Here is a 25,937-nt window from a genome sequence, read left to right as displayed (position 1 = left end):
CCCCCTGCGTTCAGCCTGATGCCCGGTCGCCCGTTCTGCCCTCACGGCGAGGAACTCAGAGAAACATCACTTAAACCACACGGGAGACACAACATGTCACAGCAGAACGTCAACACAACGGCTTCAGAATCTAAAGAATCATCATCTTTAAAAACCAAAAAACCACGTCGTCCCGCGAAGGCTGACAAAGCTGCAGCGGCGGCCGTCGAGCAGGCGCTGGAAAAAATCGACATCGAGATGATCCCGCTTTCACGCCTGGTGGTTTCCCCCCTCAATGTGCGCAGCAGGGTCTACGTGCAGTCGCGCATTGAGTCGCTTGCCGCCACCATCAAAAATGTCGGCCTGCTGCATAACCTGATCGCGCACGACATGGCTGACGGGATGCTGGGCGTAGCCTGCGGAGGTCGCCGTCTCACTGCCCTGCAGCTTCTGCTGTCGCAGGGCGTGTATCAGCCCGATCAGCTGATCCCGGTCAAGCGTGTCACGGAGGAGCTGGCGCGCGCAGCCTCAATGGTTGAAAACGGCGAGCGCGAGGATATGCACCCCGCCGAGCAGATTGCCGGTTTCCTGGCGCTGGCAGACGAGGGCAAAACGCCGGCGCAAATTGGTGACCTGATGGGCTACAGCTCGCGCCACGTTCAGCGCTGCCTGAAGCTGATCGACCTTGCTCCTGCCATCCTTGACGAGCTGGCTGCTGATAAAATCACGCTTGAGCAGTGTCAGGCGCTGGCGCTGGCCGACACGCATGAACGCCAGCTGGAAGTATGGGAGCAGGCCTCGGGGTATTACAACGCCTCCGCTGAAATCATTCGCAAGCTGATCACCTCCACTGAGACGGCAATCAGCCATTCTCCAAAGTTCGCCTTCATTGGCAAAGACGCCTATCTCGCGGCGGGCGGCTCCATTCGTGCTGACCTGTTCAGCAGCGACGACGAGGGCTATATCGACACGGCGCTGGTTGAGCAGCTGACGCTGCAGAAACTGCAGCAGATTGCTGACGCCGTGCAAAAGGAGGAGGGGTTTGCCTGGGCAGAGGTCAGGATGGACAGCCGTTTACAGAGCTGGAGCAGCGAGGTGACAAAAACGTATCACCTGCTGCCGGAGCGCTTCCCGGAGCTGACGCCGGAAGAAGACACCGAGTTGAGCGAGCTGCGGACAAAGCTGAAGCTTTCAGAAGATGACGCGCTGGACGTGACGCTGAGAAAGCAGATCGCCGCCCTGGAAGAAACGGGCCTGAAGCGCAGCTGGGCAGGCGCGGACAAGGATAAGGTTGGAGCGATGATCTGCTTTGAGCGCGGCAGCTGCTTCATTCAGCGCGGGGTTCAGCGTCGGGCCGATCTGCCCAAAAAAGAAAAACCCGAAAGCAAAGGCGATCTGCAGACCCTTTCCGAAGACTACTCCGCGACGCTGGTCCGCTCGATGTCCTGCGAGCGTTCGCTGGCCGTACAGGCGGCGCTGAGCACGGAGCCGGAAATTGCGCTTGCCATGCTCACCTGGACACTTTGCCGCAGCACCTTCAGCCATAAAAGTTATGAAGGGACCCCAATGAAAATCAGCCTCACGGATAACAGCACGGCGCTGGTAGCCGCAACGGTTGCGAAGGAGGAGACAAAAGCCTGGCGGTTTCTGCAGGCGCAAAAGGCGCAGTGGGAGGCAAAGCTCCCTGAAAACTGGTCGCAAGACTTCCGCTGGCTGATGGGCTGGAGCACGGACGAAGTGCTGCAGCTGCAGGGATTCTGCAGCGCCACGGCGGTGTGCTGCTTTCAGGACCGCGTCTATGGGCGCAGCCAGACCAGCAATCTCGATACGCTGGAAACGGCGCTGGGCTTTGACCTGGCGGAGTGGTGGCAGCCGACCGCTGAAGGTTTCTTTAAGCGCATCAGCAAAGAGCAGATTGCCGGGGCACTGACGGAGGCAGGCAAAACGGGCAACGCCAGCGACGCGGAGAAAATGAAGAAAGGCGACGCGGCTGAGTTTGCCGAAGAGGTCATGAAGGACTCCCGCTGGGTGCCCGCGTGGATGAAACCTCTGCGGCCTGCGGCAGAAAATGACAGCGCAGACGACACGGGCAGCGAAGGCTGACAGCGACAGACCGCCCTCCGGGGCGGTCATTAAAGACAAGGAGAAAAACCATGAACATGATCCCCCGTCATTTATCGCTCGTTCCCGCCTGCCCGTATACTCTTGCGGTCAGTCTGGCCGTCGCCGAGGTTGAAAAGCGCCTGCAGGGCAGGGCAACGCGCGGTGCACACCCCTACGCCAGCGCATTCATGCGCCATTACTGCGGGACGCGCACCATCAAGGCCGATCAGCTGCGCCAGGTCATGCCGGAATACTCACCTGGCGATCGTACCGCGCCACCCGCGCGGGAGTACCTGGCCGCGCTCGATATACTGATCGCCTCACGTGGCGAGCGCTGTCCCTCGCCGCTGTCGCAGGATACTGGCTCAAGGCTGTTTCCTCTGACCGCCGCCCGTTTCACGGAGCGACGGGAAAAACGGCTCTCGCTGCGTCAGAACAGGGAACACAACCGGGAATGCCGTGAGCGCGAACAGAAGCGCAGACGCTATCAAAACCGCCTGGCGCAGGCGGCGCTGGAGCTGGCGTTTCAAACGCCGCAGACGGCAGGGCGCTGGTACGTTCACTGGCAGGACAGGGACATCTATGAAAACGATCTGCTGTCGCTGGTTCTGACATGGCTGAAGCGGTTTGTGTCATGCAGGCATATCGATCTGTGGGAGTGGCATGACGAACCGTTGTGGCGCGTAATGCTCGACATCAGCATTCTGGCCGGAGAAAGGAGCACCTTTAGCAGAATGACTGAGCGGTTCGCGCTGCCCGTGCTGCTGACATGCCGACCCTGATCCTGTGAAACCGGGCGCATCGTGTCCGGCTTGCTGCCTGCCCTGGCCGCGACTGGAAAGCGGGCGACCCTGCGGGCCGGGTAAAGACGGTGCTGACGCACCGCCTCTCTACCTTCGCCTGCGCTTTCTCTCTCAGGGTCGCTGTCTCACGGTCTTCTCTCTCTGCTTCCTGCTGTGCTGCAGCTGCTTCTTCGGCTTCCCGGCGCTGCCGGGTCGTCAGCCCCACTGCGCTAACCGGCTGTGCCGGTAAGCTCCGCCGAATCCCTCCGGGGTTCGGGCCTGACGGCTAGGGTCTGATGGCAACGTTAAAAATTATGTGTGTCATAGCTATTCTGAATTGATAACAACATGAGATGAGCTTTGGATATTTACTGGTTCAATTATATGCGAGATAATGAAGGGGGGTTAGTGCAAAAATAGATATTTCAATAAGATATGAGGAAATGATATGGCTGGCGGATACTGGGAGAAAGGTCAAAATCCATACTGGAATTATGACTCTGATGCAGCTTTTGCAGATAAGCAAAGGATAAATGCAGAACTTGATACATTCAGAACCAAGCTTGAAATGCAAAAGGCAAAAGATCGCGAGGAATTTTCACGCAGGCAAGCTACTTTGGCGCTAAATACAGCAGTAAATACTCAAGTTAGTTTAACCAAAAAAATTGAAGATCTTAAGCTGGCGTTTTTTAGGTTAGCAATGAAATCAAATATATTTCAAAACACCTTAGAAGAATTGATTGTAAAACATCCCGAAATGATAGATGAAATTTTAGATTTAATGCAATTACATCGAGATAAGTGTAATAATGAAGAATATAGAAAAGAATGGTGGGGCTGGATATCAAATTCTGAACTTAACCATGAGCATAATTACTTGAAGTTTCCTTTTGAAAAGCGAGAGTTAAAGAAAGACTAACGCTGTAGTTTTCTGTTTCTGGAAATAACTTCTACGGTATCAATTATTAATATCACAGGTGCTTACTAAGCACTTTATTAAGGTGGTGTTAATATAATAGAACAGCTATCAATGTCCCTCGTTAGTATCCATTTTTTTATCTCAGTAAATCATTCATCGCAAGAACTCTTCTTTATGATGAACAAAGACTGGTATTAGTAATATCTGTTTTTGGCACTTAGCGGACACAAGTATCAACAACCTGATGGCCCCCTCCGGCTTCCCGGCGTTGCCGGGTCGTCAGCCCCACTGCGCTAACCGGCTGTGCCGGTAAGCTCCGCCGAATCCCTCCGGGGTTCGGGCCTGCCGGCTAGGGTCTGATGGCAACTGCCAGGTCAACCCCTGCAGCGGGCTTTCGCCCGCGCGTTCACTGGCCACAAAAGGACGTGGCCGCTAAGGACCGTTCCGGCACCGTGGCGTGCCGTTCCGGGGCCGTGCCCTGTTCATCCTTCCGCGTTCTGTTCTGTTCCCCTGAGCCCCTTCGCCGTGCAGAAACCTGGCACCCGGGCGTCTTCACGCAAGGGTCGCGCGCTAAACGGCTGCACCCGGTCCCTGCGGGCTGCGGCTTTGCCGTTTCCCCCTGCGTTCAGCCTGATGCCCGGTCGCCCGTTCTGCCCTCACGGCGAGGAACTCAGAGAAACATCACTTAAACCACACGGGAGACACAACATGTCACAGCAGAACGTCAACACCACGGCTTCAGAATCTAAAGAATCATCACTGGAAATAGCAGGGCACAATGTCAGCTTTTTCAGCAACCTGCATGTGCGCGACAGACAGGGCAATTATGCTATGGCTACCGTCAGCCAGATCCTTACAGAGGCAACGCGCGCGATAGATTTCCGCTACCCGACTGGCACGGTTTTCGAATCAGCGGCTGTATCAGCCGAATTTTTTCGGGCAAAGCTGTCCGGGCTTGAAAGAGAAGTATTTGCTGTGGCTTTTCTCAATAACCAGCATCAGCTGATGGCGTATGAAGAACTGTTTAAAGGCAGCATTGCATCGACTGAAATTCATCCCCGTGAAGTTGCTAGGGCAGCATTACGCCATAACGCAGCTGCAGTAATCATGAGTCATAACCACCCTTCCTTCAGCACAGAGCCGTCGCGTGCAGACGAGCAGATAACCGTTCGCCTGAAGAAGGCGCTTGAGCTGATTGGTGTGCGGGTAATCGATCACATCGTGGTGGCGGGTAATGATGCCATATCAATGGCAGAGCGAGGGCTTGTCTGATTCAGGACAGAAAAAAGGCAGGGTGTTAACCCTGCCAGATTCCGCCCCTGGTATCTACGACGAAGCCGGGGCATCAGAGAAACGCTGACCACAGAACAGGAGATCAATGTGTCTACAGCACAAACCTTATCACTGGATAACCAGCCAGTAAACCCGGAGTTAACCGGGACGCGCGAGCCGGTGCGAATGGACGTTATCGAGGAGATTGCCGCGACGGCTGCGGGAACTGAGCGACCGGCGCTTATCTGGGGCAATACGGACAGGGCAACGGTTGCAGCCGAAGCGCTTTGGGTATTTGCCCGGCGTACCGGTTTAGACGGAAGCGGGGACGAAGCTTACATCGCCGTGCAGGATCTGATAGCTAACCTGATGCACCTGTGTGAACAGGAGGGCATAACGGACGAAAGCGTAACATTTGCGTCGCTGGTCAGTTCGGCGGAAATGCATTATCAGGCCGAGCTGGGCGAATGTTAAAGGCAGTAAGCGCGGGGCTGGCTTTGGCCCTGCAGCTGCATAAGCCGCGGCTTAAAAGTGGGCGGCCCTGCGGGCCGGGAAAAACCGGTGCTGACGCACCGACTCTCTCCCTTCGCCTGCGCTTTCTCTCTCCGGGACGCTGTCTCACGGTCTTCTCTCTCTGCTTCCTGCCGCTGTGCTGCAGCTGCTTCTCCGGTTTCCTCTCCATAAAGGTCAACAGCATAAACAGCCTGATGGCCCCCTCCGGCTCCCCGGCGTTGCCGGGTCGTCAGCCCCACTGCGCTAACCGGCTGTGCCGGTAAGCTCCGCCGAATCCCTCCGGGGTTCGGGCCTGCCGGCTAGGGTCTGATGGCAACGGCCAGGTCAACCCCTGCAGCGGGCTCACGCCCGCGCGTTCACTGGCCACAAAAAGACGTGGCCGCTGGGGACGCCCGCGTTGCGGTCGGGTGTGTGCCTGCTCATCTCCGGTGCGGTGGTCATGTTGCGGTACGTCCCACGCGGCGGGCGAATCAAAGCACCGTCATTCATCAGATACAAGGGTGAAGTGCACGCCTGCGGCGCCCTTGTATCTGCTGCCTGCCGTTGCTTCTCAGCCCTTTGCCGCGAGGAACTAACCGAAACATGAATTAACCACCTGACAGGAGAACCAGCATGCACACACAAAACGTCAACGTCGCCGCTTCAGAATCTTCCAAAACATGGGTTAAAAGCCAAGGCAAACCTGCTGACAACCTGGTTTTCGTGCGCATCGATACAGGCAAGATATTCAGCCAGGCGATTACGCTTAAAGACGGGAGCATCGTAGCAGTATTTAACTTTGAAACGCTGGAAGAACTGCAATTGCAGTATGGCGACATGGCACTGATGACCGAATCCGAGGCTGATGCCCTGTTCTGTACGCGTCTTTTCAGGCCGTGGGAAGAAATTACCGAGGCGCGCTGGATTGATCAGCTGACCGTGCTGCCGCCGCTGGACTGGAAATCAACCCCGACAGGCGAAACGTTCAAGTGCAGCGAGATGTATTCAGGCAAGGTGACGCACATTTTTGCGCATATTCGCGGGCGTTATTTTGAGTGCCGGGACTATGCCTCGAAGAAACATGCGGATCTGCTGCTGAGTGCGGTGCTGGCAATGGCAGGGAATAACACGCATTAAAAAAGCAGGCCTGAGCCTGCTCTCTTAACGGCCGGGCGTGCAGCAACACGGTTCGGCCAACATCAAAACACGAAGGAGTTAACTTTATGTCTGATACACGCATCCTCGCACACGCGAACCTGGCTGTAAACCTCTCTACTCTGGCAACACCAGCACTGGAGCATGACACCCTGACGGCGGCACAATTTATGGATCTTTACGCATATATCTGCGACGCAGGAACGTTTGCGGGATTCAGCGCCGTACCGTGGGAGGAACTGGGCATGTGTAGCATTATTCATGAGCCGACCGACGAGCCGGAAGGGCTGCGCATTTATCTGCGCGAAAGCTGGCCGGTAGCCGTGCTTGAGTTCGACGTGGGCTACAGGGTGATCCCAGGCATGATCACTAACCGCTGGCTGCGGAGCTGAGGGCAGCAGATTAATAATAAGCCTGAATGAATTTTGTACGCTGGCGTGGAGTATAGCAGGCCAGCGGGATATACTGACAGCAGGCGCAGAACGGCTGCGATCCTGCCCGAAAGGGGAAAATACATGTCGGCAACTGATATGAACGAGCTGAACACCAACAAAATTAATGCTGAAATTGCCAAGCTTATGGCAGAGACGCAGAAGCTGAACGCGGAGGCGGGAAAGCTGACACGCGAAACTTTCTGGTATCCGGTGGCGATTGCCAGCGGCATGATTGGTGCAGTGGCAACGGTAACAGTGCTTGCAATGAAGGCACTTGGGCACTGACAGTGTATTACTGCAAGCGACATCAGCCCCGAAAGGGGCTTTTTTATGACTGAATATTGAGAAGGTCTGAACCGTTTGCGGGCACCGCTTTAAAAGCGGGCGGCCCTGCGGGCCGGGAAAAACCGGTGCTGACGCACCGGTCATCTCCCTCCGCCTGCGCTTTCTCTCTCCGGGACGCTGCCTCACGGTCTTCTCTCTCTGCTTCCTGCTGCTCTCCGTTCTGCTGCTGTGCTGCAGCTGCTTCACCGGTTTCCTGTTCCAGAAGGTCAACGACATTAACAGCCTGATGGCCCCCTCCGGCTCCCCGGCGTTGCCGGGTCGTCAGCCCCACTGCGCTAACCGGCTGCGCCGGTAAGCTCCGCCGAATCCCTGCGGGGTTCGGGCCTGCCGGCTAGGGTCTGATGGCAACGGCCAGGTCAACCCCTGCAGCGGGCTCACGCCCGCGCGTTCACTGGCCACAAAAAGACGTGGCCGCTGGGGACGCCCGCGTTGCGGTCGGGTGTGTGCCTGCTCATCTCCGGTGCGGTGGTCATGTTGCGGTACGTCCCACGCGGCGGGCGAATCAAAGCACCGTCATTCATCAGATACAAGGGTGAAGTGCACGCCTGCGGCGCCCTTGTATCTGCTGCCTGCCGTTGCTTCTCAGCCCTTTGCCGCGAGGAACTAACCGAAACATGAATTAACCACCTGACAGGAGAACCAGCATGCACACACAAAACGTCAACACCGCCGCTTCAGAATCTTCCAAAACATGGGTTAACGGACCAAAAATCTGCGTCAGTGCAAACGATCTGCGCACGCGCTGGCACGTCACAGGCAAAAACGGCGAAAAGGTCACGCCGTCAGAGGGGAAGCACTTCCCGGCGCGAAACGGCAGCTATGGCACGGACGTGCTGCTGCTTGATGAAACAGATGTCAGCGCGCTGATGGCTGCCGGACATACCGCGTTGCCGTGTGTGACGAGTTCAGGCGGAGGCATGACGGCGCTGTACGACCTGGGCGAAAACGCTGACGGGCGATACATCATTGCCAGCCGTGGCCAGATCTTTTACCGCACGGCTTTCTGGCAAGATGCTCGCCGGGAATATATGCGTCGTGCCTCTGCGGTGAGGGCTGAAGAGGCAAAAGCATTTTTTGACCGCTTCCACGAAGCGAGTGACGCAGGGCTGGATTATCACCTGGCCAGTGACGTCGCACGCGGCGTTATCTCGCTGGAAAACGCGCTCAATCCGGTGCCAAAAAATCAGGTAACTGCCGGTGCCGGTGATACCACCCTGAACGAGATCCCGTTCTGAAAACGTTGTGCGGCCTAGAAGGGCGGGCCGCTTTTTCGTCTCAACTGATTTAAGGAAAACTGAAATGAAAATGCACAATGCGCAGGCAGTGATTATCGGTCAGGTTGTCAGCACAATTCTTTACAATCGCGGGTGGGGTGTCGTGTTCGCCGTTCACTGTGAGCAGAAACCGGCATCAGTTGGGTCGCTTTCAGGCTGCGTATCTTATGGCGGTAATGCCACATTTGATATTGCGTTTGAGAGCGGCGGAATATCTCGCGGGCTGCCGGAAAGTATCCTGCACGGAAAACAGTGGAGTATATTTCCGGAAATAAAAAGCGGGGAAGAAACGGCGCGCATTGTAAAACATGCCGAGTCGGAAGAGCGCCGTAAGCAGCAGGAAAAAGAGGAGGCAGAACGCCTTTATGCAGCTGAGTGTGAGCGTTTAAAAACGGCCCGGAATATGCCGCGCTCTCGCAGGATAAAAACGGCGCTGTGCAGGTGACGTCTAACATCCGCAAAGAGCTGAAGGCAAAATTTCCGGGTGTTAAATTCTCGGTTCGTAAGCGCAGCTATGACAGCGTAAGCGTTAACTGGACTGACGGGCCGACAGAGGAAGAAGTAAAAGCCGTAACCGACAAGTACAAAGACAGTTATTTTGATGGTATGCAGGATATGTCCGTTTCCTGTGCCTCTCCTTTTAATCGCATTTATGGGGGCGTGGGCTACGTTTTTACCGATCGGGATTATTCGGACGCGCTGAAGCAAAAAGCGGTCGATGTGGTTTCTAAAAAATTTAGCGGCAGCCTGGACGGCGAAGAAATTACGCTGGCGCGCTTTAACGCAGGCAATTTATATAGGGTCGGGCGCGATTACTTCTGGCACAATCAGGGCGTGCAGGGTGAGATAAACCGAACGCTTGCGGAAATAAAATAACAGTCATCGGGGAGCCAATTGGTTCCCTTTTTTTTTGCCTATTATCCGCTGCCGATATTAAACCGGAGACGGATAAATATAAAGCGGCGCGATGCAGGGAACAGGCGTAATGTAAGAAAAAGGAGATGTTTCTGCTGCTACCCGTTCCCGGCATTGAGCCGGGGCGGGTAATTCTGCGCGCGAGCTTCTTTGTTGTCTTTAAAATAACCCTGCGCAGAATGATAAAGATGCATTGCGCGCTTTGTCAGTTTCAAAATCTGTTCAGCCGCTGAAAGCTTTTCGCGGGATTGTGCCTGATTTGATGGCCTTATAATGTTTGTCAATCAGCATCGCATAGTTATAGCGGTTCGTTACGGTGACAGGCTTGTTTTTCATTCCCGCGTTGTACATTCCTACCGCCAGCCACGTTGTGCCGTACTGATTGAAATTACGGCGCAGCAGCATCGCACCGATATAAATGTTCAGGCACGGATCGCTGAGCAGCTTTTCTTTACTGAGGCCGGGATACTCCTTCTTCAGCCGCCGCATCGTTTCCGAATTAATCTGCATGAGGCCGTAATCACTGCTGCCGGGTTTACCGTCCTTTGTCAGGTTAGTATTAATGGCCCCCGGGTTATAGCGGGATTCCTGCCAGGCGATAGCGCGCAGATAGTCCGGATCGATGGAATACCATTCGCCGGCTTTAATAAAACAGTCCGCATTCACGCTGGCGGAGAAAATGCCTGTCGCCAGCAGGGCTGCAGCGTGAGTGAATAAACGCATTGCGGCTCCTGATTTGAAAAGTTCGGGGGAGGTGTCAGGCTCAATAATATCATAAGAGTTGAGTTTTTACACACCACTCGCAAATTTATTTTTGCATATTAAACTATTTAAAATCAGCGAGTTAGTTGTAAATCGTAGAGCATTTAACCAGCGTTAACTTACCATGCGGTAACCCTGTGGGATCCTGAAGGTTTTTCAAAGGTTACCAAAAGGTTTGTTTTAATATTATCAGTAAGTTAAAATCAAATTTCAGCCATTGGTTTCCAGATGGTTACTCCATTTTAGACCGATTGTTACCTGATGGTTACCAGTAAACCTATGCCCGAAACTTTGCATCCGGACTGGTCCGATGTGAAACTTGTCTGCGTGAATTAAAATGAGAGAGAGAAAAAAATATGAATGATGAAAATTCAGCAAAGCGTAACAGGGTTAACCTTACCATCCCTTTTTCACTGCTGGAAAAGATTGATGCACACGTCGAAAAAAAGCTGGAAGACGGTGAGTCTCGCGATACTGCTAACCGATCAGCGTTTGTGATGGAAATGTTCAGGCTCGGCCTCCGTGTTTATGAAAATAAAATAAATAAAGATGCCTCTGAAAAGACACTTGACCAGAAGCTGGAATTTATCGCTAAAAATGTGCTCGTCAGTGGCTTTATCACTGACGCTATCTTTGGCATTCAGAAAGAAACTGTCGATCCCGAAAAGGTCATCAAAAATGAAATGGTTCTGGACCCGGAGTGGGTGAAGGCTGTCAATGAGCGTGTTGCAGGAAAATTGCAGGAATACTTTAAATAATTAATCATTACCTGATGCGCATCCCTTGCGCATCAGGTGAAATGGATTATCAGTCTTTATTACTCTCTGAATCAGTATCCTCTTGTCGCAATACTTCAAGCTCTTTTTTCTGCGCATCACGAATATAACGCCGCAGGGTAAGCGCATTTATTCCGTACTGCGTGTAAACCTGCTTACGGGTAATTCCGTCCCGCAGAACGGCGTTAACGGCCTGATCGCGGTCGCGTTTAGACAGCACGTTTCGATTATCGTACTTGACGCGTTTTTCCTGAATGTCGGGTGAGTCTTTCTTTTCCCTCCATGCATCTTTTACGGTAGAGACGGTCACGCCGAGAATATCGGCCGTCTGTTGCAGTGTTTTTCCCTGAACACGTAAACGAACCGCATCCTCTTTTAATTCTTCCGGGACAGGTCTGTAATCGTCGCTTGTGCCGACGTATTTTATCAGCGTTTCTGTAGAGATGTCGTATTCAGCAAGAATATGCTTCCTGAGCACGCCCTCGCTTAATTTCCTCTTTATCGTCTCAATGTCATCAGGCGTCAGCTTTCTTTCTCTTTCGCGGGGAGTAATTTCTGTGCCGTCACGTTCGGCTATTTTTTTGACAGCCTGATAAATGGCCGCGCGTGATACGCCGCAGGCTTTCTCAATTTCATCCAGTGTCATTTTTGGCTCGGCGTGATACATGCCCGCAATCAGCTCCCACTGCTTCCAGCGGTATTCCATTGCGGAATTTCCCTTACGTTTTTTAATCAGCTTGTAAACGTAAGATTCAGAACAGCCCTGTTCTTCGCATATATCTTTTACGCGCCAGCCGAGCATGACCCGCTCCATTATTTTATCCGAACTGGGGCCGCGTTTATTTCCGGGAAAACTCTCAGGCACGGCGTCTTTTTTACCATCAGCCGATGATTTCACACCAGACAGTGCAGGTTTTTTTTGTGGCTCCGTTATATCACCCGGATCAGTAAATACCGCCTTATTAAGGCTGTTCTTTAATTTACGGGCCTGCCAAAGATTTACGCCGGGGCGGGGAAGGGGAGAAAAAAAATCTGCATTAATCATTATCCAGGCGGCCGGATCGGCCACGTCTGAATAATCTTTTATCTGCGCGAGTGAACGTTCGGCCGTTGCCTGCAACAGTCTGGCCGGGACGCGATTTTTAATAAAGGCGAGCAGCGGAATGGTGACCAGCTGGCAGGCATAAAAGCGGTTTTCTCTGAAGGTGACCTCATACCAGCCCGGGTCACGCATGTAATGCAGAAGGGCATCATTGAGTAGTTCACTTAAGGCTTCCTCATGATTTGTCCTAAAAATCTCAGCCGCAAAGCCCGCCGGATCGGCGACAAGAACAACCAAATCGGCAGTTTCAGGCATGATTTTTCATTCTCATTCAATCGGTTAGGAACTTAAGTGAAATTTCTCACCATAACGATAAGTTAAATTGATCAATAAGATCAATAACTTAAATTGAAGTGTGCGATCCGGAAGCGTAAAAAAACGTCAGCCGGTTAAGAAACCGTAAGCATCTGTAGCAATTCCACAGATTTGTAAAGGAGGAGTAACCGGTAAGCCAGAAATTTGACTTAAGGCCATACAGGCAAAAACAAACGATAGTTCAACCGACTGATCATTATATCCCTAACTGAGGAAAAAACCTATGAAGGGCTCTCTCTCTTCGTCTTTAAACTACTGCCGCAAGGCAGGGGCGGTAGCGTGGAAGAAACTGAACAAGTCTGCACTGCTCTCAGCACTGGCGTTCCTGGCTGTTTCCGTGATGCCAGCCCACGCCCAGGACTACTTCGCAGGGGCGAAAACTGATGTTACGGATACGTTCGGCGGCAATTCTGCCGTTGTATATATCCTGTATGTGATTGAGATTGCTTTCATCGCTTTCACCTACATCAAAACCAAAAACCTCGCGCTGTTCGGCAGCATCGCCGCGCTGCTGGTTTTCGTAAACGTCGCCTTCAACGTCATTCCGGCTTAACGTCTGCTTATGGATAAACGTGACCGGTATACCTATGCGGCTACGTTTTCCGAGCAGAAGCGGTTCGTGGGGCTGCCACCTGATGAGTTCTGCCTGTATGTGCCACTGGCACTGCTGGCAGTTTTCCTCAACATGTGGATTTTTGGCCCCACGCTTTTAGCCGCCGTGGTTGGAATACGTCACCTCAAGAAAGGCCGCGGTTCTCAGTATCTTCTCAACCTTGCGTACTGGTGCCTGCCCACCTCAGTGATGCGCTTCTTTATCAGCATCCTGCCTGACAGTTACAAACGGCACTGGGTCGCCTGACCCCCCTCCGGAGACAACATGGAATTAAAGCTGCGTTCGGCGGGAAACCGCAATATGGCCGTGGCTATTCTGGTGCTGCTCGTTATCACGATCCTTGCGCTTCTTCTCTGCTGGCGCATCTACGGTGATAACCGGGCGCTGATGAATCAGCTCCTTAATAACAAACAGACCATTATCGTTCCCTACGGCGCGGACACGCCGTTCAGCTTTACCGGTGAGCGCGGCGACGCCCGCTACCTGCGCCTGATGGCGCTGGCGTGGCTGAACCTGCGCCTCAACATCTCCGACAAAAACGCAGAGGCCAGCCACGAAATGCTGCTGGCGGGCGCCTGCGACGGCGCGGAGAAATCACTTAAAGGCGTGCTGGCTGACGAAGCCTCGCGCGTTAAAGGCAACAGCGGCGGGTCGGTGTTCTACCCCAGAGACGTCAGCGTCTGGCCGGACAAGGGCATCGTGGACGTGACCGGCGACCTGCAGCTGAGCTACGGGCTGCACGACGGCAAGCCGGTTAAGAAGCACTACCGCCTGCGCACCGATACCCGTGCTAACCGTCTCTGCTGGAGCGCTTTCCTGGAGGTTCCCGATGCGTAAATCCCTGCTAATCAGCGCCGTGGCGCTGCTGACGGCGTTTGGCGCCCGTGCTGAACAGCTGACGCTTAACCCTGGTGCCCGCGTCAACGCGGCGGTGAGCAATAACAACCCGAACTACCTGCGCGTGAACGATGATCGCATCCTCAGTGTGCAGGCGGCACAGGGCGTGCTGAGTGCCAAATCCCCGACGCCGGAAGGCGCGGTTGTGTTTTCTACCGTGACTGATAAGCCGTTTACCATGTTCGTGCAGACCGCGTCCGGCTTTGCCTTCTCGGTACAGGCGACGCCGGGCAAACGCGCCGGCCTGAGTCTGACGGTAGACAACCGTGAGGTGAAGGGGACGGAGGAGGCGCGGGAGTACGAGCAGAAGCAGGACACTTACAGTGCGCTTATCAGCGGCCTGGTGGGAAGGTTCATCACCAACCGCAAGCCGGCAGGCTACGTGCTGAGTAAAAACACCGACGTGCCGGTGAGCGAGTCGGTGAAAAGCGCGTTTGCACTGCGCCCGGTGACAGCCTGGCAGGGCGACCGGGTGCGCATCGTGCGTACCGACATTACCAGCCTCTCCTCGCAGCGCATCCGCCTGAGCGAGCGCTACTTCTGGAGTCCGGGCGTGATGGCTGTGGCGTTTCACCCGCAGCTCGACGTGCTGGAGCCGGGAGCAAAGGTCTCCGTCGTGACGGTGTTCCGCACGAAAGGAGGCCCGGATGAACCTTAACAGCCTGGTCCGCAGCAAACAGCGACGGCTGTTTGGCATTATCCTCGCCGCTGCTGCCATCATCATCGGCGGCCTGTACCTCGCGAACCGGGGCGCAGCCGGAAAGAGCGGGAGTCAGGAAAGCAAGCCTGACCGTGCCACCGCCGAGCCGGATCTGACCGGCGGGGGCGTGGTCAACGCCTTTGACGGTTCCGGGCAGGGCTCGCTGCTGGTCAGCGCGCAGAACCGCGATAAAGAGGCGCGCGAACAGCTCGCCTCCATGCAAAAAGACTTCAAGTCGCTGAAAGACCAGATGTCCGACGTGATGAACAACAACAAGTCGCTGCAGCAGAACGTCTCAGACCTGATGGATCAGCTGAAAAATCAGCAGAACCAGCAAAAGACACCTCCTGCCGGACCGCAGGCTCAGCCGGCCGCGCAGCAGGGCGCGGGCTACACGCCGCCGCGCACGGAATACTCCTTTGCGCCCGCGCCGGTGCAGACGGGGCAAATCGACAGCCAGATGTTTGACTACTCGCAGTTTGAGCCTAAAGCGAAAGACACCTCGTTCTGGGTCCCGACCGGCACGTTCTCTGACGCCATCGTGATCGAGGGGGCAGACGCCAACGCCTCGGTGCGCGGGGAGAACAACCTGGTGCCGATGCAGTTCAAGCTCAAGGGCAGGGCGCACATGCCGGGTAATAACAAAATGGGGCAGCTGGATAACTGCTTCGTGACGGCCGCAGCCTACGGCGACATCTCCAGCGAGCGTGCCATCGTTCAGCTGCAGCGCCTGTCCTGCATCATCGACGGTAAGCACGTCGATCAGGCAGTGAAAGGACATGTTGCCTTCTACGGCAAGAACGGCATCAAGGGCGTGCCGGTGATGCGCAACGGCAAAATCCTCGGGCTGGCCTTCACCGCAGGGGCGCTGGGCGGTCTCGGTCAGAGCGCCTCGCAGGTCGGCCAGACGGTCACCGGCATCGGCGCTACCAGCACAATCAGCGGCGGAGACGTGGCGCGCGGCGCCGTAGGCGGCGGCGTGGGCAAGGCGGCGGACAAGCTGGCCGACTACTACATCGAGCGGGCCGAGCAGTATCACCCGATCATCCCGATCGGCGCGGCGAACCGCGTAGAGGTGGTGTTTATCGAAGGCTTCCGCGCGAAGTTTATTGAGGATGAAGAGGCCGCGAAGCTCGCGAAAGAACAGCAGCGCTCGGGCGGGCAGCAGCAGGACACGCAGACGCGCGAGCAGGGCAACAGCGGCCTGCCGCCGGATCTGGTAGGCAAACTCGGTGACGCCACCCGCCTCAACATGAATGACTTTGTGACCCCGACCAGTGGCGGACAGGCGAGGGGTACAACCCCGCAGGGCGTGGCGCAATGACGGCCGAAAAGATCCGGCTTCGTCACGCAGAGCACTGCGGCTGGATGGTGTTTACCGAACGGACGGTGAGCTGCTTCGGGCGCGACGCCGACGCCCGCATTCCGGGGCTTCAGGCGCTGGGGTTTGGCGTGAAAAAACTCTACTGCAAGCCCGGGCGCATTCCCGACGACGGCTACGTCGCCCTGTTCGGGGAAACGCTGCGCCGCCTGCTGGAGGTTGCCCCCGGCGATGCCTTTGCCATGAGCATGCTGTCCCGGCTCGGGACCAGCGGAAAAAACGGCGATCTCTTTATCGACTTTACCGAAATCGACGCGCTGTCATCCGGTAGCGCTGGCGGAGAACACCATGAATAACCCGACAGATGTAAGCAATACACAGCCTGCTGATGACCAGGCTCCTGCTGGTCATCTTCTGATAACGGGCGAAGCCGGCGCGGGAAAAACTACGCTGGCCATGACCCTCATGAAAGGCCTTCTCAACCAACACGCAGACGGAGAGCACCATGACTAAAGCTCACTCTTTTATCATCAGCGCGCTGGCCGTGATGCTGAGCGGCTGCGCGGGCATGAACGGCGACTTTGAGTTCGACAAGCCCGCTAAGGATTCCGGGGTCTGGATGTCGCAGGCCGACGATATGTCGGCCGGCAGCAGCGGCAACGCGCCAGCGGCTAACGCGCCGAACGGCTTCACCGGCGCGGGCATTCGCCTGGACGACTACCGCCTGATTGATACCGGCACCATCCGCCTGGACCCGCAGACGGAGGCGCAGGCGGGGCGCAGCGGCCTCAACGACGGCATTCCGGTGCGCGTGGCGTCATCCGGCGGGGTCCGCCCGTTCACCCGCGAAAACGGCGTGCTGCGCACTGACGCTCGGCAGACCGCGTACTGCAGCGCGGCGCACTGCTTCCCGGAGCCGGCCGCCGCGTTCCGCCGCCCTGACGGCGTGGCGCGCATCTGGATTGCGCCGTACATCTCCCCCGACAACAACGTCCACATGGGCGAGGTCATCTACAGCGTATCCAGTCACGGCGACTGGAGCGGCATTCTGATGTGAGGTCTGCATGAAATTTCTGAAAGGCTTCCGCTTTGACCCGCTGAACGTGGTGGAGACGGTGGCGGGCATCCTGGGTGAGCGGGACACCACGAACGAGACGCGCCAGAAGCTGCAGGACATGGACTACCCGCACATCCGTGACCTGCTGCCCTACAAGGATTACGACTCCGAAAGCCAGATCTGGGTGAACAAAGAGTCGGTGGGCTTCGTGGTGGAATCGCAGCCGCTGATTGGCGCCAACGAGAAGCTGGCCGAGAGCCTGGAGTATCTGCTGCGCGACGTCGCCCCCCGCGATATTCCGCTGCAGGTGATGCTGGTTTCTTCCCGGGCGGTGAAAGAGCAGGTCGAGCAGGGGCTGAAAAACTTCGCCTGGAAGGGGCACCGGGCGGACGAGTGCAACGATGTGACCGCGCGCTTCTTCCTGAACGGCGCACGCTACACCTACAGCAACGGCCTTGACCATCCGCTGACCCTTCGCGACTACCGCCTGTTCTTTATCTGGGCCATGCCGGTGAAGCACCTGAGCGAAACCGACATGATCCGCGTGCGCGACGTGCGCCGCAACCTGCTGAACGCGCTTAACGCCGCCGACCTGTGGTCCTCAGCCATAGGCGTCAGCGAGTTCAGCAGCGTGCTGCGCGAGTTCTTTAACCACGATCCGGCGCGGCTTGAGCGCTACGACAGCGAGTACGATCCGGCGGCCGACCTCGGCACGCAGTTCGTGGACCGCACCACGTCCTGGCGGGTGAAGCCCTCGCATATCCGCATTGAGGGCAGCGACGCGAAGAACAAGCCGTTTGCCGCGCGCATGGTAAACCTGAACCTCGATCGCAATCCGCAGGAGCACTTTTTGTGGCAGAACGGCAACATCATTCAGGACCTGATGTCGCCGACCAACGGCATTCCCTGCCCGTTTATCTGCACGATGGTGCTGACCACCGAGGAGCAGATGAAAAGCCAGGGCGAGGCCAACAGCCGTTTTCTGTCACTGGATTCGCGCGTGAACACCAGTTACGCCAAGTACATTCCGTCCACCACGCGTCAGCATGCCGAATGGAAAGACGCGCGCGCGCGGCTGCTGTCGAATCAGACGTCGCTCACGAGCTACTTCTACGGCATTACGCTGTTCTGCCCGGACGATGACGATCTGACGTCGCGCTATACCGAAAAGACGCGCAACGCCTTTGCCGCGCAGGGTCTGCGCTTCGTGCGCGCCGACTTTATGCAACTGCGCAACCTGCTGGCCACGCTGCCTTTTGCGATGGTGAATAAAAAGCTGCGTGACGACTGCCGCAAGACCGGCGGCATTCAGCGCTCGGAGTCGTTTCACGCGGTGAACCTGATGCCGGTCATCGGCGACAACAAGCTGTGCGCTTCGGGCATTCTTATCCCGAGCTACCGCAACCAGGTCGCATTTATCGACGTGTTTGACGAAAGCCTGCCGAATACCAACTTCAACTGGTTTATGTCCGGCACATCCGGCGCAGGCAAGTCGGTGCTGGCGAACTCCATTGCGCGATCGGTGCTGGACAAGGGCGGGACGGTCGCAGTGCAGGACATCGGGGACTCCTACAAGGCGGCCTGCAGCAGCCTCGGCGGCACCTACATTAACGGTGACTCGCTGCGCTTTAACCCGTTTGCGAACGTCACGGATATCACGCTGGCGGCCGAGCGCATCCGCGATCAGCTGTGCATTCTGGCGAGCCCTAACGGCCTGCTGGACGAGGTGCACGAGTCCATGATCCTGGAAGCCATCACCGAATCGTGGCCGACCTATCAGCAGGACATGCGTATTGACCACGTCATTGACTATCTGACGAAACGACAGGCCGCGATTACCCGCGAACACTCTTCACTGATTGGCGGGCGCATAGATGAAATCACGACGCTGCTCGGCAAGTACAGCACCAAAGGGATTTACGGCCGGTTCTTCAACTCATCCGAACCGACCCTGAAGCCAGACCTGCAGTTCGTGGTTACCGAGCTGGGCGACCTGCGTAAGCAGCAGGACCTGCTGTCGGCGGTGCTGTTCAGCATCATGATCTGGAACGAGAACATGATGTACACCACGCCGCGCAGCATGCGGAAGATGAACATCATCGACGAGGGCTGGAAGCTGCTCGGCGGGTCCAGCACCAAAATCAAGGATTTTATCGAGGAGGGCTACCGCACCGCCCGCCGTCACAACGGTTCATATGGCACGGTGACCCAGGCGATACGCGATAAAAACCTGTCTACGGCGGCCCTCGCGGCCTACGACAACAGCTCATTCAAGTTCACCTGCATGCAGGACGCCAAGTCGTTCACCACCTTCCAGAAGGAGGAGCCGCACGCGTTTAACGAGCTGGAGTGGGAGATGATCAGGAAGTTTCCGCCGGCGAAAAAGGCGCGCTACAGCTCGTTCCTGCTGAGCGTGGGGGAATTCTCCAGCTTCCACCGCCTCATTCTCGACCCTTTGAGCGACGGGCTGTTCTCCTCCAAAGGCGAGGACTTTACCTATCGCGAGAAGCGCCTGCGCGAGGGCGCGGACATCAAAGACATCCTGTTTGAAATGGCCGACAACGACGCACACAAGCGCGACATCATCCACATGCTGAAGGAGATGCAGATTTGAACCCCAAGTTCATAAAATACCTGATTATTTATCTGTTCATGGTAGGCGTTGGCATCCTGTTGGCCTACCTGGATTAATCGGGTGAAGAACCCATCCCTATCTATTCCCTGCAAAGGAGTCTGAAATGGACTTAAAACAGAGCGCGGCCTGTATCGCAGCATCCATGTTGCTCAGCGTGAGCGTATGCGCGGCCGCCTGGTTCCTCTGGCTGAAGCCGCCGGCGCTGGTCACCTTCGACATGAAGGGCACGACTAATGCGCTTATCCGACAGACTGCGAAGCTGGACCTGAACGATGATCAGCGTAAGGCGCTGCTGACCCGCTTTGACCGCAGCGTCACCACCGCAACGGCGGAATATGCCAGCGAGCACGGTGCGGCCATTCTGGTGAGCCCCGCCGTGGTCACTGGCCTGCCCGACGCTACGCCAGAGATTCAGGCACGCCTCGCCGAGCTGATGAAGGCCGGTAACCCGCCGCAGTAACCCTGTCCGATCACCCCAACGGGAGCCTCCCGATGACACACGCAACTTCGCTGGCGCGCCTGGCTGCCGGCGCGCTGCTCGCCACGCTCAGCCTGCAGGCGAGCGCGGTCGAGCTGGGCACATACGGCGATACCTGGGATATCCGCGAGCGCAACCTGATCGCGGTCCTGAAAGACAACCTGAAAGAGCACTTTGCTGGCCGGTCGCAGGCCGACATCGAGCGGGACATGCAGAAAAAGGCCGAGGACGAGGCGATGCGCCCGCCGCCGGTGGAGGGACTCACTACCGCGCGCGAGACGCACAGCCGCCTGTTTGACCCGTCGTTCACGGTGCAGCGCGACATTGCCGACCAGAACGGCGTGGTGTTCGCGCATAAAGGCCAGGTGGTGAACCCGTTTGACGTCATACCGGTGTTTGACGAGACGCTGTACTTCATCGACGCCGACGACGACCGGCAGATTACCTGGATGAAGCAGCAGGTGCCCCGCACAACGACTTCCCGCGTCATTCTGGTTAACGGCAACGTGCGCGACAGCGCGCAGGCCCTCGGCAGCCGGGTCTACTTCGACCAGACCGGCAACATCACGAAAAAGTTCGGCATCACGCAGGTGCCTGCGGAAGTAAAGCAGGCGCCCGGTCAGAAACTCTTCCTTATTACTGAATTCGGTCTTCCCGACCGCTAACGGAGCCACACATGAAAAAGCACATCCTCGCCGCCGCCCTGACGCTGAGCCTGTCCGGCCACGCGATTGCCGCTGACAACGCCTTTAGCGATGCGCAGAAGGCGCAGATCGGCGAGATTGCAGCAGACTACCTGCGCGCGCACCCGGAAATCCTGATTGAGATGAGCCAGAAGCTGCAGGCGCAGTCGCAAGAAAAACAGATGGCCTCCGCCGCCAGCGCAGCGCTGAAGGAGCAGGACGGGCTGCTGAACGATCCGACCTCGCCGGTGCTGCACCCGAAGGGCGACGTCGCGGTCATCCAGTTCTTTGACTACCAGTGCATCTACTGCGCGAAGGTCGCACCGACCGTGGAGCAGTTCATCAGTCAGAACCCGAACGTGCGCTTCATCTATAAGGAGTGGCCGATTTTCGGCAGCCGCTGGCCCGCATCGGTACAGGCGGCGAAAGTTGGCCTGTCTGTGTACAGGAAAGGCGGCGCAGAGGCGTACCACCGCTACCACGCCGCGCTCTACGCGACCGGCCACAACGAAGGGAAGCTGCTGGATGAAGACATCCGCCAGGCGGCGGTGAAGGCGGGCGTGACCACGACGCCGAAAGAAGAGGTTGAGGCAACGGCTGCGACGCTGGAGAACAACAACCAGCTGGCCCGACGCCTCGGCATTCAGGGCACGCCGGCATTCTTCATCATGCCGGTGACGGGCGCCACCGCTGAGAACGTCAGCGTTATCCCGGGGGCGACTGACCTGCAGGCGCTGCAGGCGGCGGTGGAAAAAGCGCGCGGCGGCGTGAAGAAAGGAGGCTGATATGGCCTGGCGCACGGTTTTACTGGCGCTCGCGGTGTGGGTCTGCCAGCCGGCCGCGGCGGCGGACAACGGCAACACGTCCCTGACCTGCGAGGGCCGCTGGGTCAACCCTATCACCGACGTGTGCTGGGAGTGCCTGTTCCCGATGAGCATTGGCAGCGTGCAGGTCTCGGCCGGATCGCTGCCGGATACCGAAAACCCGTCATCGCCCATTCAGTTCTGCCCGGCGCCGCCGCCCATTTTTGAGCGCCCGGGCATCGCGATTGGCTTCTGGGAGCCGTTTGCGATGACCGACGTGACGCGCTCGCCCGGCTGCATGGTGAACATGGGCGGCTTTAACATCAACATTCCGAACACCGGCACCGGCACCGGCACGAAAACTGCGAACGAGAACCCGGGCACGTTCTATCACGTCCACTGGTACAAGTACCCGCTGATCTCCTGGCTCAACATTATTACCTCGGAAATGTGCATGCAAGGCGGGGAATATGACATCGGCTACCTGTCAGAGCTGGACCCGACCTGGCAGAACGACAACCTGGCGCTGTTCCTGAACCCGGAAGTGATGCTGTTTGCGAACCCGATTGCGCAGATGGCCTGCGCCGCTGACGCGGTCGCGGCCGGGGTGAGTAAGCCAATTGATGCCCTGTTTTGGTGTGCAGGCTCGCACGGCTCGATGTACCCGTTCACCGGCAACATCGTGAACGAGTCGAGCGGGCTCAACAGCGGGGCGCTGCTCTCCGAGCGCATGGACTTCAAGCTGCACCGCGAGGGACTCATCCTCGATACCGTGCCGCAAAACACCGCCGTCTGCTACGAGTACCCGTCCGCGATCATGCCAAAAAGCCGCTATCGCTATCAGATGGTTAACACCATCCCGGACGTGGCGTCGTGTCATCCCTTTGGGCGCAACGTGATGTTGTGGCAGACCGGCAAGGAAATGCCGACCACCAAAAAGAATTACGGCTATCTCATCTGGAAAAAGCGCAACTGCGTCGTGCTTTAAGCGAGGACACATGAGGAAAACACGCAACACGCTGCTGCTGGCCGCTGGCCTGACGGCTGCACTGACGGCCGTGGCGGAAGACGCGCCGCAGGGCACGCAGGTCGGCAGTACGGAAAACGAGACGGCCTATTTCCTGTCTGCCTCCGTACCCGAAAAGGAGATGGCCATTCTGATGAAGGCGGCCGAATCCCGGGATATCCCGGTGTACTTCAGAGGACTGGTCGGCGACAGCATGGAGCAGACCGCAAAGTACATGATGTACATGGTCAGCACCTATAAGGTCCGCGGCGTGCAGATAGACCCGGTGCGCTTTGACCGCTACGGGGTGAAGCAGGTGCCGGCGCTGGTGAAGAAGTGCGGCGACCGCTTCGACATCGTGTACGGCAATGTGGCGCTGAATCAGGCGCTGAGCATGATCGAGACGCGCGGCGACTGCCGCAACAGGCCCTGACCGACCCCGCTGCCCGCTGCGGCGGGCAATTCTTATCACCTTACCGGAAACCCTGATGAAAAAAGCAACCCGCTCTCTGCTGCAGGGCCTGCTGCTGACCTGCCTGTCGGCCGGCGCCCTGGCGGCGTCGATGGACGCCTCAAACCAGGAAGGCATTAACGCCGGCAAATCCGCAGACGGCACGACCAGCGCCGATCCGAACGGCTATTTCGATAATTACAGTTCAGACGCGCCGCAGCGCGGCTACTACAGCGGCCCGACCCAGACGTCATCGAACATTGACGTTAAGGGGCAAACGGAATTGAGCGAGTCTGACCTCGGGCAGACCGCGCGCGAGTCCTACGTGAACAACCCGGCGGACAAAATCAGTTACGACTCGGACATGATGAAGTACAGCGACGAAATCCGCGAAAACGCCAACGCTATCACCGGCGTAAACGGCAGCCAGTGCGTGGCTCAGGAGCTAAACAAAACCACCTACACCACGCACAGCTGTGAAATGGCCACCCCGCTTTCGCAGTCCTGTACGCGCAAGGCGACTATCGTGACGAGCGGATCGTATGAGGAGTACAGCACGCAGCTGGTGCTCAACGCCGGCAGCTCGACGGCCGTTTTGCTCGATAACTACTGGATACGCTATGACTTTACGGTTCCTGAAGACGGCACCATCAGTAGTGGAGTCTGGGCATATGAATATCCGCGCGCGCCTTCATATCACGGAGAATCAGGTAACCGCCTCTGGTACTCCATCCAGGCGTTTGGCACGACAGTCAAGGCCAAACCGAACCGAAACGGAGACTTTGGCATTGCGACGCAGAAAGTGAGTAAAGGGCAGACGGTATCGATGTTTGTGCGTTACGACACGGATGGTCATTACTCAGAGGCGCGGGATAGCCTGATTAAAGCAATTGCCAGCGGTACAAGCATCTTTCACGTCACTTTGCCCATGCAGGCGCTGCGTGACACGGTCCAGGCAGGCATCGAATGGACCGACAGCTGCCCGGCCGACATGGGCGACGCGGTGAAGATGAGCGAGGTCTGCAGCGACCCGGGCGGCACCCGTTCGGTGACCGTGGGCGGGCAGGCCTACAGCGTCTACAGCGACTGCTGGGGCTACACCACCCAGTGGAACGTGTTCGAAGACGATACCAACACCTGTCAGGCATATATCGACGATCCGAACTGCAGCGAAGGCACACGCACCTGCACCCAGAAAATCGGCAACCTCTGCGTCTACAGCAAGCTGACCTATCAGTGCGCGCACACCGTGAAAAGCACCGGCTACGTCTGCGGCTCGGAGTTTTACTGCTCGGACGGCAGCTGCTCGGCGATGCAGGCGGGCCAGAACCAGAACTTTGAAATGGCGGTGTCGCAGCTGGCCGCGCTCGCCGCCGCGGGCAAGGACTTCGCGGGCATGGATCCGAACTCAGTGACGGCTTTTACGGGCAAGGCGATGGCCTGCCGCAAGAGCGCGGCGGGCTTCAGCAACTGCTGCAAAAGCGGCGGCTGGGGGCAAAGCGCGGGGCTCGCGCACTGCAACACCGAGGAGAAGGAGATCGGCACCGGCAAAGAGAAAAAGCTGGTCGTGAAGGTCGGCTCCTACTGCTCGAAAAAGGTGCTCGGGGTCTGCCTGCAGCAGAAAGAGGGCTACTGCGTATTTGACAGCAAGCTTGCCCGCATCGTGCAGGAGCAGGGGCGCCGCGACCAGCTGGGCATCAGCTTCGGCTCGGGTGAAAGCCCGGACTGCAGGGGAATAAAGGTTGCCGAGCTGCAGGGCATTAAGTTCGATCGCATCGACTTCAGCGACTTCTACGACGACCTCAACAGCAACATCAAACTGCCCGACCAGGACGCGCTGAACCAGCGCATCACCTCCGACATCCAGAACAGCCTCAAATCAGGAGATTAAGCGTGAGAAAACTCATCAGCCTCGCGCTGCTGCTGGCGGTATCGCCGCTGCACGCGGCAGAGGAAAAAAAGCCGGACGGCTACAACTATGATCCGGCGGTCGGCTGGTACTGGTACAACGAGCCGGTAAAAAAGGACGAAGAAGAGCAGCCGGCGCCGCCGCACGCTGCGCCGCAGGAAACACCCACGCAGAAGATGAAGCGCCTGCAGGCGTTTCGCGACAACTTGATGAACGAGGCGATGCTGCACCCCTCCACCGAGAACATCCGGCGCTACAAAATCGTGCAGGACTGGATGGTCAATCAGGCCAGCATGTTCGCCTCGCGCTGGGAGAAGGTGCTGCTGGACAACCCGGAGCTGGACTACAGCCTGAAGCACCCGTTCTACAACGGCACCGCCAACATCCAGTACACCGAGCAGCGCCAGAAGCAGCAGGCGGCGATCCGCTACGTCAACCAGCGCTATGGCGTGTTCTTCTTCTATCGCGGAAACGAGCCGCTGGATAACCGGCTCGGCGGCGTGGTGAAAGAGTTCAGCGAGCAGTACGGCCTGACCGTGATCCCCGTGACCGTGGACGGACGGGCCAGCCCGGATCTGCCGGACACCCGGCAGAACGCCGGTCAGGCGGAAAAGATGAAGATAGAACACTTCCCGGCCATCTACCTGGTGGAGCCGCGCACGAAGAAATACCAACCGCTGGCCTACGGGTTCATCACCCAGGACGACCTGGCGCGCCGCATGCTCAACATCGTTACCGACTTCCAGCCCGAGGATTAAC

At 57.2% G+C, this 25,937-nt stretch carries 30 protein-coding genes; 28 read left to right on the top strand and 2 right to left on the bottom strand.

Annotated elements, in window-relative coordinates; all coding sequences use genetic code 11:
- The first annotated feature begins 18 nt into the window (after positions 1-18).
- The 11 genes from LZU96_RS23290 (at position 19) to LZU96_RS23240 (ending at position 9,631) form a co-directional block, all read left to right on the top strand.
- Positions 19-2,082: a ParB/RepB/Spo0J family partition protein gene (locus tag LZU96_RS23290; RefSeq protein WP_233988968.1), complete on the top strand. Its 2,064-nt coding sequence runs from the start codon at positions 19-21 to the stop codon at positions 2,080-2,082.
- A 50-nt stretch (positions 2,083-2,132) separates the two neighbouring features.
- Positions 2,133-2,864 carry a plasmid SOS inhibition protein A gene (locus LZU96_RS23285; protein ID WP_233988967.1) on the top strand — a complete coding sequence of 244 codons (732 nt, stop codon included), beginning with the start codon at positions 2,133-2,135 and terminating at the stop codon, positions 2,862-2,864.
- A gap of 448 nt (positions 2,865-3,312) precedes the next feature.
- Positions 3,313-3,783 (top strand): hypothetical protein, encoded by a 471-nt coding sequence (locus LZU96_RS23280; RefSeq protein WP_233988966.1) that lies wholly within the window; start codon positions 3,313-3,315, stop codon positions 3,781-3,783.
- An 831-nt stretch (positions 3,784-4,614) separates the two neighbouring features.
- Positions 4,615-5,055: a JAB domain-containing protein gene (locus tag LZU96_RS23275; protein WP_233988992.1), complete on the top strand. Its 441-nt coding sequence runs from the start codon at positions 4,615-4,617 to the stop codon at positions 5,053-5,055.
- A gap of 108 nt (positions 5,056-5,163) precedes the next feature.
- Positions 5,164-5,529: a hypothetical protein gene (locus LZU96_RS23270; protein WP_233988965.1), complete on the top strand. Its 366-nt coding sequence runs from the start codon at positions 5,164-5,166 to the stop codon at positions 5,527-5,529.
- 651 nt (positions 5,530-6,180) lie between these two features.
- Complete coding sequence (locus LZU96_RS23265; protein WP_233988964.1) at positions 6,181-6,684, top strand: hypothetical protein; 504 nt, start codon at positions 6,181-6,183, stop codon at positions 6,682-6,684.
- Between the two features lie 86 nt (positions 6,685-6,770).
- Positions 6,771-7,094 (top strand): hypothetical protein, encoded by a 324-nt coding sequence (locus LZU96_RS23260; RefSeq protein WP_233988963.1) that lies wholly within the window; start codon positions 6,771-6,773, stop codon positions 7,092-7,094.
- A gap of 123 nt (positions 7,095-7,217) precedes the next feature.
- Complete coding sequence (locus LZU96_RS23255) at positions 7,218-7,421, top strand: hypothetical protein (protein ID WP_233988962.1); 204 nt, start codon at positions 7,218-7,220, stop codon at positions 7,419-7,421.
- A gap of 704 nt (positions 7,422-8,125) precedes the next feature.
- Positions 8,126-8,716, top strand: a complete 591-nt coding sequence (locus LZU96_RS23250; protein WP_233988961.1) for a hypothetical protein — start codon at positions 8,126-8,128, stop codon at positions 8,714-8,716.
- Positions 8,717-8,780: 64 nt separating this feature from the next.
- A complete protein-coding gene (locus tag LZU96_RS23245) occupies positions 8,781-9,200 on the top strand; it encodes a hypothetical protein (protein WP_233988960.1) in 420 nt (139 codons plus the stop codon).
- Positions 9,197-9,631 carry an LPD29 domain-containing protein gene (locus LZU96_RS23240; protein ID WP_233988959.1) on the top strand — a complete coding sequence of 145 codons (435 nt, stop codon included), beginning with the start codon at positions 9,197-9,199 and terminating at the stop codon, positions 9,629-9,631. Before LZU96_RS23245 ends, LZU96_RS23240 begins: the two co-directional genes overlap by 4 nt.
- 261 nt (positions 9,632-9,892) lie before the next feature.
- Here the strand turns inward: LZU96_RS23240 and LZU96_RS23235 are convergent, their stop codons facing one another.
- Complete coding sequence (locus LZU96_RS23235; RefSeq protein ID WP_233988958.1) at positions 9,893-10,393, bottom strand: lytic transglycosylase domain-containing protein; 501 nt, start codon at positions 10,391-10,393, stop codon at positions 9,893-9,895.
- 395 nt (positions 10,394-10,788) lie between these two features.
- Between LZU96_RS23235 and LZU96_RS23230 the strand changes: the two genes are divergently transcribed.
- Positions 10,789-11,190, top strand: coding sequence for a relaxosome protein TraM (locus LZU96_RS23230; RefSeq protein ID WP_233988957.1), 402 nt, complete (start codon positions 10,789-10,791; stop codon positions 11,188-11,190).
- A 49-nt stretch (positions 11,191-11,239) separates the two neighbouring features.
- Here the strand turns inward: LZU96_RS23230 and LZU96_RS23225 are convergent, their stop codons facing one another.
- Positions 11,240-12,565, bottom strand: a complete 1,326-nt coding sequence (locus tag LZU96_RS23225; protein WP_233988956.1) for a hypothetical protein — start codon at positions 12,563-12,565, stop codon at positions 11,240-11,242.
- Between the two features lie 283 nt (positions 12,566-12,848).
- Here LZU96_RS23225 and LZU96_RS23220 point away from each other — a divergent pair, with 283 nt between their 5' ends.
- The 16 genes from LZU96_RS23220 to traF all read left to right on the top strand — a co-directional run bounded on the left by LZU96_RS23220 (position 12,849) and on the right by traF (position 25,936).
- A complete protein-coding gene (locus tag LZU96_RS23220; RefSeq protein WP_233988955.1) occupies positions 12,849-13,178 on the top strand; it encodes a type IV conjugative transfer system pilin TraA in 330 nt (109 codons plus the stop codon).
- Positions 13,179-13,187: 9 nt separating this feature from the next.
- A complete protein-coding gene (gene traL, locus LZU96_RS23215; RefSeq protein ID WP_039390120.1) occupies positions 13,188-13,484 on the top strand; it encodes a type IV conjugative transfer system protein TraL in 297 nt (98 codons plus the stop codon).
- A gap of 18 nt (positions 13,485-13,502) precedes the next feature.
- Positions 13,503-14,075: a TraE/TraK family type IV conjugative transfer system protein gene (locus LZU96_RS23210; RefSeq protein WP_233988954.1), complete on the top strand. Its 573-nt coding sequence runs from the start codon at positions 13,503-13,505 to the stop codon at positions 14,073-14,075.
- A complete protein-coding gene (locus tag LZU96_RS23205; protein ID WP_084884170.1) occupies positions 14,068-14,793 on the top strand; it encodes a TraK domain-containing protein in 726 nt (241 codons plus the stop codon). Before LZU96_RS23210 ends, LZU96_RS23205 begins: the two co-directional genes overlap by 8 nt.
- Positions 14,783-16,159 (top strand): TrbI/VirB10 family protein, encoded by a 1,377-nt coding sequence (locus LZU96_RS23200; RefSeq protein WP_084884172.1) that lies wholly within the window; start codon positions 14,783-14,785, stop codon positions 16,157-16,159. The genes LZU96_RS23205 and LZU96_RS23200 overlap by 11 nt, the downstream gene beginning before the upstream one ends.
- Entirely contained in the window at positions 16,156-16,512 is a 357-nt protein-coding gene (locus LZU96_RS23195) for a hypothetical protein (RefSeq protein WP_084884175.1), read from the top strand. Before LZU96_RS23200 ends, LZU96_RS23195 begins: the two co-directional genes overlap by 4 nt.
- On the top strand, positions 16,505-16,669 hold the full coding sequence (locus tag LZU96_RS23190; RefSeq protein ID WP_143807625.1) for an ATP-binding protein: 165 nt from the start codon (positions 16,505-16,507) through the stop codon (positions 16,667-16,669). The genes LZU96_RS23195 and LZU96_RS23190 overlap by 8 nt, the downstream gene beginning before the upstream one ends.
- Positions 16,662-17,213, top strand: a complete 552-nt coding sequence (locus LZU96_RS23185; RefSeq protein ID WP_233988953.1) for a TraV family lipoprotein — start codon at positions 16,662-16,664, stop codon at positions 17,211-17,213. Before LZU96_RS23190 ends, LZU96_RS23185 begins: the two co-directional genes overlap by 8 nt.
- 7 nt (positions 17,214-17,220) lie before the next feature.
- Entirely contained in the window at positions 17,221-19,827 is a 2,607-nt protein-coding gene (gene traC, locus LZU96_RS23180) for a type IV secretion system protein TraC (RefSeq protein WP_084884179.1), read from the top strand.
- 124 nt (positions 19,828-19,951) lie between these two features.
- The gene (locus tag LZU96_RS23175; protein WP_084884181.1) at positions 19,952-20,308 is read left to right on the top strand and encodes a TrbI F-type domain-containing protein; all 357 of its coding nucleotides are present in this window, start codon (positions 19,952-19,954) and stop codon (positions 20,306-20,308) included.
- A gap of 32 nt (positions 20,309-20,340) precedes the next feature.
- Positions 20,341-20,991, top strand: coding sequence for a type-F conjugative transfer system protein TraW (traW, locus tag LZU96_RS23170; protein ID WP_233988952.1), 651 nt, complete (start codon positions 20,341-20,343; stop codon positions 20,989-20,991).
- Positions 20,992-21,002: 11 nt separating this feature from the next.
- Positions 21,003-21,794: a DsbA family protein gene (locus LZU96_RS23165; protein WP_233988951.1), complete on the top strand. Its 792-nt coding sequence runs from the start codon at positions 21,003-21,005 to the stop codon at positions 21,792-21,794.
- A 1-nt stretch (position 21,795) separates the two neighbouring features.
- A complete protein-coding gene (gene traU / locus LZU96_RS23160) occupies positions 21,796-22,800 on the top strand; it encodes a conjugal transfer pilus assembly protein TraU (RefSeq protein WP_233988950.1) in 1,005 nt (334 codons plus the stop codon).
- A gap of 10 nt (positions 22,801-22,810) precedes the next feature.
- The gene (trbC, locus tag LZU96_RS23155; protein WP_233988949.1) at positions 22,811-23,251 is read left to right on the top strand and encodes a type-F conjugative transfer system pilin assembly protein TrbC; all 441 of its coding nucleotides are present in this window, start codon (positions 22,811-22,813) and stop codon (positions 23,249-23,251) included.
- 55 nt (positions 23,252-23,306) lie between these two features.
- Complete coding sequence (locus LZU96_RS23150; RefSeq protein ID WP_233988948.1) at positions 23,307-25,160, top strand: conjugal transfer protein TraN; 1,854 nt, start codon at positions 23,307-23,309, stop codon at positions 25,158-25,160.
- Positions 25,161-25,162: 2 nt separating this feature from the next.
- Complete coding sequence (gene traF, locus LZU96_RS23145; RefSeq protein ID WP_233988947.1) at positions 25,163-25,936, top strand: type-F conjugative transfer system pilin assembly protein TraF; 774 nt, start codon at positions 25,163-25,165, stop codon at positions 25,934-25,936.
- Position 25,937 lies beyond the last annotated feature (1 nt).

Origin of the sequence: Pantoea agglomerans (assembly GCF_021397715.1) — a bacterium.
Taxonomy (GTDB): domain Bacteria; phylum Pseudomonadota; class Gammaproteobacteria; order Enterobacterales; family Enterobacteriaceae; genus Pantoea; species Pantoea astica.
The sequence above is the reverse complement of the archived record's forward strand: the minus strand, read 5'-3'. Positions and strand labels throughout refer to the sequence as shown.